The organism is Angustibacter sp. Root456 (assembly GCF_001426435.1).
In the GTDB taxonomy this organism is placed as follows: domain Bacteria; phylum Actinomycetota; class Actinomycetes; order Actinomycetales; family Angustibacteraceae; genus Angustibacter.
The window spans coordinates 677359-683865 of record NZ_LMER01000001.1; the positions used below are offsets into that span (position 1 = coordinate 677359).

Below are 6507 nucleotides of genomic sequence, written 5' to 3' on the forward strand. Positions count from 1 at the left end.
CACACTGCTTCCTTCACTTGTTGGTTTCTGTTGACTTATTGCCGGAGGAGGGACAGGCTTCGGACCATGCGCAGCTGGCCGACCCGCTCCCTCGCCCTCGGTGGCGACTACAACCCGGAGCAGTGGCCCGAGGAGGTCTGGCGCGACGACATCCGGCTGATGCGCGAGGCCGGGGTGACGTTCGCGACGGTTGGCGTGTTCTCGTGGTCGCTGCTGGAGCCCGAGCCCGGCCGCTTCGACACCGGGTGGCTCGACCGGGTGCTCGACCTGCTGCACGAGGCCGACGTCGCGGTCGACCTCGCCACGGCCACGGCATCCCCGCCGCCGTGGATGCTGCAGCTGGACGGCGACCTGCTGCCGATGCGCGTCGACGGATCGCGGCTGTGGCCCGGAGGCCGACAGGCATACTGCCCCAGCAACTCGACCTACCGTGAACGCGCCCTGCACCTGGTCGAGCACCTGGCCTCGCAGTACCACGACCATCCGGCGCTGGCGCTGTGGCACGTCAACAACGAGTACGCCTGCCACAACGCGCCGTGCTACTGCGACCAGTGCGGTGCGCGGTTCCGCGCGTGGCTCGAGCGCCGCTACGGAGACGTCGAGACGCTCAACGAGGCCTGGGGCACGGCGTTCTGGAGCCAGCACTACACCGCGTTCGAGCAGATCCTCCCACCGCGCCAGGCGCCCACGGTGAGCAACCCGACCCAGGTGCTGGACTTCAGGCGGTTCACGTCCGACAACATCCTGGAGCTGTTCGTCGCCGAGCGCGACGTGCTCCACCGCCTGTCGCCAGGCGTCCCGGTGACCACCAACTTCATGACGCTCAACCACTTCCGGCACCTGGACTACTTCGCGTGGGGTCCGGAGCAGGACGTCGTCAGCACCGATCACTACCTCGTGGCCGCCGAGCGCGACCCGGACGCCGAGCTGTCGTTCAGCGGCGACCTCACCCGGGGGATCGCCGGGGGCCGCCCCTGGGTGCTCATGGAGCACTCCACCAGTGCCGTGAACTGGCAGCCGGTGAACCTGCCCAAGGCACCCGGACAGCTGTTGCGCAACAGCCTCGCGCACGTCGCCCACGGCGCCGACACCCTCGGGTTCTTCCAGTGGCGCGCGTCGCGCGCGGGTGCCGAGAAGTTCCACTCGGGCCTGGTGCCGCACGCCGGCACCGACACGCGCCTGTGGCGCGAGGTGGTGCAGCTCGGTGAGGTGTGCGAGCGCCTCGCCGAGGTGGTGGGCACGACCGTCCAGGCCGACGTCGCGGTGCTGTGGGACTACCAGGCCGGCTGGGCGTGCGACGAGGACTCGCACCCGAGCAGCCTCGTCCGGTACGGCACCGACGCCCATGCCGTCCACCGAGCCCTGCGCGAGCGCGGCGTGGCGGCCGACGTCGTGCACCCGTCGGCCGACCTCTCGCGGTACCGGCTGGTGGTCGTGCCCACGCTGTACTCGTGCACCGACGAGGCGGCGGCCGCGGTGCGCGCAGCAGCCGAGCGCGGGGCGAGCGTGCTGGTCACGTTCTTCTCCGGCATCGTCGACCAGGACGACCACATCCGCCTCGGCGGCTACCCGGGCGCCTTCCGCGACCTGCTCGGTGTGCGCGTCGAGGAGTTCCACCCGCTGGCCCCCGACACGACGGTGGCCCTCGACGACGGCGCGGTGGCCACGACCTGGGCCGAGCACCTGCACCTGGCCGGCGCCGAGGCCGTCGCGTCGTACGCCGATGGCGCCCTCGTCGGCGTACCGGCCATCACCCGCCGCTCCGTCGGCACCGGGGCTGCGTGGTACCTCGCGACCCGCGTCGACGACGAGCACCTGGGCGCACTGGTCGACCGGTTGCTCGCCGAGGCCGGCGTCGAGCCGCCCGTGGCCGCTCCGCGAGGCGTCGAGCTGGTGCGGCGCACCGGTGACGGCCGCTCGTACCTCTTCGCGCTCAACCACACCGAGGCCGAGGCCGCCCTGGCGGTGAACGGCCGCGACCTGGTAGCCGACACCGACACCGGGGGCAACCTGCGGCTGGCACCGGGTGGGGTCGCCGTCGTGCGAGAGGACCGCTGATGCTGGCGCGCCAGCGGCAGGAACGCATCCTCGCCGAGGTGCGTCAGCACGGCGGTGCCCGGGTGTCGGATCTCGTCGACCTCCTCGGGGTGTCGGACATGACGATCCGGCGCGACATCGAGGTGCTGGCCCGTCGAGAGCTGGTCGTGCGGGTGCACGGAGGGGCCACGGCCGTTGACGAGCGGAGCAGCGACGAGCCGGGCTTCGCCGCCAAGTCGGGTCTGGCGCTGGAGGAGAAGGCGGCGATCGCCGCCGCTGCGGCGCGGCTCGTGCACCCAGGAGCGTCGGTAGCGCTGTCGGCCGGCACCACGACGTACCAGGTGGCCAGCCAGCTCGTCGAGGTCGAGAACCTCACCGTGGTCACGAACTCTCCCCCGGCCGCCGACCTCCTGCACTCCAACCCCGCGGCCGGCCGCACCGTGGTGCTCACGGGCGGTACGCGCACGCCGTCCGATGCGCTCGTGGGCCCGGTGGCCGTGAAGGCGTTGCAGGACCTGCACGTCGACACCCTGGTGCTGGGTGTGCACGGCCTCGACGAGCGGGCCGGCCTGACGACCCCCAACCTCGCGGAGGCCGAGACCAACCAGGCACTGGTGGCCAGCGCCCGCCGCCTGGTCGTGGTGGCCGACCACACCAAGTGGAACGTCGTCGGACTCGCGGGCATCGCGCCGCTCGAGCGCGTCGACGTCATGGTCACGGACGCCGGGCTCCCCCAGGAGGCGCGTCGGACGCTGGCCGCGATCGTGGGCGAGCTCGTCGTGGTGGACGTGCCCACAGCACGTGGAGCGGCGTCGTGAACGACCAGAACAGCACCTCGACGTCGGCGCGAGTGCGTCGCACGCTCGGTCGGCTGTACGACGGCCGCGAGATCCTCTACTACGACGACTCCTCGCCGTACGTCGACGGCGGAGCGACCCGCGAGCTGCACGATCCCCGGCCACCGGCCGAGCCGTCGCGCGCGGGGCAGATGCGCTACGACCCGCTGAGCGGCGCCTGGGTCGCCATCGCCGCTCACCGGATGGACCGCGCGTTCATGCCCCCTGCCGACGAGTGCCCGCTCTGCCCGGCGGGTCGAGGCACGGTGCCGTCGGAGATCCCTGCTGACGACTACGACGTCGTGGTGTTCGAGAACAAGTCCCCGAGCTTCTCGCCGCGCGTCGACGGGAACCCGCACGAGGTGACCCTGCTCGACGGCGAGGAGCTGTGGCCCACCATGCCGGCGTTCGGCCGGTGCGAGGTGCTGTGCTTCACGAGCGACCACGCGTCGACGTTCGCCGACCTCTCACCGTCGCGGGCGCGCACCGTGATCGAGGCGTGGGTCGACCGCACGCGCGAGCTGGGCGCCGTCGACGGCATCGAGCAGGTCTTCTGCTTCGAGAACCGTGGCCGCGAGATCGGCGTGACCCTCACCCACCCGCACGGCCAGATCTACGCCTATCCCTGGGTGACGCCGCGCACCCGCCGCATCCTCACGATGGCGGAGCAGCACCGCGCCCGCACCGGCGGCAACCTGCTGCGCGACGTCCTGGAGGCCGAGCAGCGCAGCGGGCAGCGCGTCGTCACGCGGGGCGAGCACTGGACGGCGTACGTGCCTGCCGCGGCCCGCTGGCCGGTGGAGGTGCACCTGGCACCCCACCGCGACGTCCCCGACCTGCCCGCGCTCACCGACGAGGAGCGCGACGAGCTCGCGCACGTCTACCTCGACCTGCTGCGCCGCCTCGACCGCTACTACCCCGCCCCCGGCCACGACCCCGAGGCCGTGCTGCGGCTGCCGTACATCGCGGCGTGGCACCAGGCTCCGGTGCACGAGGGCCGGGACCTCGCCCGGCTGCACCTGCAGATCACGTCGGTGCTGCGGGCACCTGGCAAGCTGAAGTACCTGGCGGGGTCGGAGTCCGGCATGGGGGCCTGGGTGAACGACGCGACGCCCGAGAGCATCGCCGAGCGGCTGCGGGCCGTCAGGTGAGCGCGCCGACGGACGCGGCGCAGTGGTACCCCCTGCGACGGGTCGAGGACCGCGCCCGGGAGCTGGCCGACCACTACGCCGAGGTCGTGGGGACGCGACCCACCGGTGTGTGGGCGGCCCCCGGCCGGGTGAATCTCATCGGTGAGCACGTCGACTACAACGACGGGCTGTGCCTGCCGATGGCGTTGCCGCAGAACACGTTGGTGGCTGCTGGTACCCGTGGCGACGGCCGGCTGGTCGCACACTCCGCTCAACGCCCAGGTGAGCCGGTGGAGGTCGCGCTGGCGGACGTCGGCCCGGGCCGGCCCCCGGGTTGGGGGGGCTACGTCGCGGGCGCGGTGGCGATGCTCCTGGACGGCGCAGAGGGGCTGGGCCGCAACGATTTCGGACTCACGGCGATGGTCGACAGCGACGTCCCGGTGGGCGCCGGGCTGTCGTCGTCGGCCGCGCTGTCGTGCTCGACGATCCTGGCGGCGGACGACCTGCTCGGCACGGGCTGGGCGACGGACGACGGCGGCCGGGGCCGGCTCGTGGACGCCTGCGTGCGCGCCGAGAACGAGGTCGCGCAGGCTCCCACGGGGGGGATGGACCAGGCTGCGGCACTTCGCTGCACGGCGGGTCACGCCTTGCTGCTCGACTGCCGTGACGGCTGCGTCGAGCAGGTGCCGTTCGACCTCGTCGCCCACGACCTGGCGCTGCTCGTGGTCGACACCCGCGCCGAGCACAGCCACTCCGGCGGTGAGTACGCCAACCGGCGGGCGGGATGCGAGGCAGCGGCGCGCGACCTGGGCGTCGCGTCGCTGCGCGAGGTGGTAGATGCTCCACTGGACGAGACGCTGAACCGCCTCTCCGACAACGCTCTGAAGCCGTTGGTGCGGCACGTCGTCTCCGAGATCGGCCGGGTGCGCGACGTCGTCGACCTGCTGCGCGCGGGCCGGGTGCGTGAGATCGGGCCGGTGCTCGACGCGTCGCACGTGTCGCTGCGCGACGACTACCGGGTGTCGGCGAAGGAGCTCGATCTCGCCGTCTACACGGCACGGGTCGCCGGTGCCCTCGGCGCACGGATGACCGGCGGCGGTTTCGGGGGCTCGGCGATCGCCCTGGTGCCGGCCGACGCCGCGACCGAGGTGGCCGAGCACGTCCACGCGTCGTTCACCGCCGCCCGCCTGCGTCCTCCCGGCTTCTTGCTGGCGCAGCCCTCCGCAGCCGGTCATCGCGTGCTCTGACACGCCTGAGGCCCTCGCGGCTCGTGCGCGAGACTAGGGCGGTGACCGGATCTCTGAGCCTGCGCCCGGACTGCAGCGCCTGCACTGCCTTGTGCTGCGTCGCAACGGTCTTCACCGTCTCGACCGACTTCCCGATCGAGAAGCCGGCTGGCACGCCGTGCCCGAACCTGCGGGAGGACTACCAGTGCGGCGTCCACGACCGCCTGCGCCCGCTCGGGTTCCGCGGCTGCTCGGTGTTCGACTGCTTCGGAGCCGGCCAGCACCTCACGCAGCACACCCTGCCCGGCCACGACTGGCGCGACCCCCAGCAGGCGGCCACCGTCTTCGCCGTCTTCTCGGTGCTGCGGGGGCTTCACGAGCTGCTGTGGCACCTGAGGCAGGCGACCGCGTCGGTCGACTCGAGCGACGCGCCGTCCGCCCTCCGGGCGCGCGTGGAGTCCAGCACTGCCGACGTGGAGCGCCTGGCGAGCCTGGACGCCGACGCCCTGCTCTCGCTCGATGCGGAGGGCGGACACGGTGCGGTCGCTGCGTTGCTGCGTGACGTCAGCGCGCACGTGCGCACCGCGGGCGGCCCCGCCGGGCCGGACCTGCACGGCGCCGACCTGATGGGACGCGACCTACGGCGCCGCGACCTCGCCCGGGCCACGCTCCGCGGTGCCTACCTCATCGCCAGCGACCTGCGCGGGGCGGTACTCGATCGCACGGATCTGCTCGGCGCCGACCTGCGTGACGCCGACGTTCGAGGAGCCGACCTGTCGCGGTCGCTGTTCCTCACGCCGATGCAGGTGAACGCGGCGCGCGGCGACGCCTCCACCCGGTTGCCCGACGAGCTGCGGCAGCCCGCTCACTGGGGGCGCTGAAGGGCCTCAACCGTTGTCCACAGGTTGACGCTGCACATAGGGTCATCCACAGACGCGCTGTGCCCCAGCGCATCTGTCGGTGGTGGTGCGTAGGTTTGTCGCATGACGAATCGGGCGGACGGCGGCGGCGCACTCGCGCTGGACGTCGTGCTGTCCGATCTGGACGACGTCCTGGACGGCCTGTCCGCGCTGCCGTTGTGGCAGCTGCCCGACCCGGCGTTGAAGACGGTGGCTGCCGCGCTGGACCGGGCGCGGCGCCGCAGCGAGGGCCAGATCCTGCGCGTGTTGGGTGAGGTGGACGCCCGCGGGATCCCCGGGCAGGACGGCACCCGGACATCCGGTGCGTGGCTGCGTTCGGTGGTGCCAGACCTCAAACCGGGACAGGCCGCCGCGCTGG

5 protein-coding genes and 2 pseudogenes are annotated in these 6507 nt (G+C 72.7%); all 7 read left to right on the forward strand.

The features are described from left to right. Window positions 1-165: 165 nt before the first annotated feature. Window positions 166-1845: pseudogene (locus ASD06_RS03210) on the forward strand (beta-galactosidase); the annotation flags it as partial. A gap of 48 nt (window positions 1846-1893) precedes the next feature. Next, window positions 1894-2058, forward strand: a complete 165-nt coding sequence (locus ASD06_RS19890) for a Beta-galactosidase C-terminal domain (protein WP_369853662.1) — start codon at window positions 1894-1896, stop codon at window positions 2056-2058. Next, on the forward strand, window positions 2058-2855 hold the full coding sequence (locus tag ASD06_RS03215; RefSeq protein WP_056672821.1) for a DeoR/GlpR family DNA-binding transcription regulator: 798 nt from the start codon (window positions 2058-2060) through the stop codon (window positions 2853-2855). Before ASD06_RS19890 ends, ASD06_RS03215 begins: the two co-directional genes overlap by 1 nt. Then, window positions 2852-4024 (forward strand): galactose-1-phosphate uridylyltransferase, encoded by a 1173-nt coding sequence (gene galT, locus ASD06_RS03220; RefSeq protein WP_235502190.1) that lies wholly within the window; start codon window positions 2852-2854, stop codon window positions 4022-4024. Before ASD06_RS03215 ends, galT begins: the two co-directional genes overlap by 4 nt. Beyond that, a complete protein-coding gene (locus tag ASD06_RS03225; protein WP_200941821.1) occupies window positions 4021-5250 on the forward strand; it encodes a galactokinase family protein in 1230 nt (409 codons plus the stop codon). Before galT ends, ASD06_RS03225 begins: the two co-directional genes overlap by 4 nt. Before the next feature lie 41 nt (window positions 5251-5291). Beyond that, window positions 5292-6110, forward strand: coding sequence for a pentapeptide repeat-containing protein (locus ASD06_RS03230; protein WP_056672822.1), 819 nt, complete (start codon window positions 5292-5294; stop codon window positions 6108-6110). Between the two features lie 102 nt (window positions 6111-6212). Beyond that, window positions 6213-6507 (forward strand): annotated as a pseudogene (locus tag ASD06_RS18695) (hypothetical protein); the annotation flags it as partial.

Coding starts and splice junctions, on each gene's coding strand:
- ASD06_RS03215 (WP_056672821.1), top strand. CDS start 2,058: ATGCTGGCGCGCCAGCGGCAGGAACGCATCCTCGCCGAGGTGCGTCAG.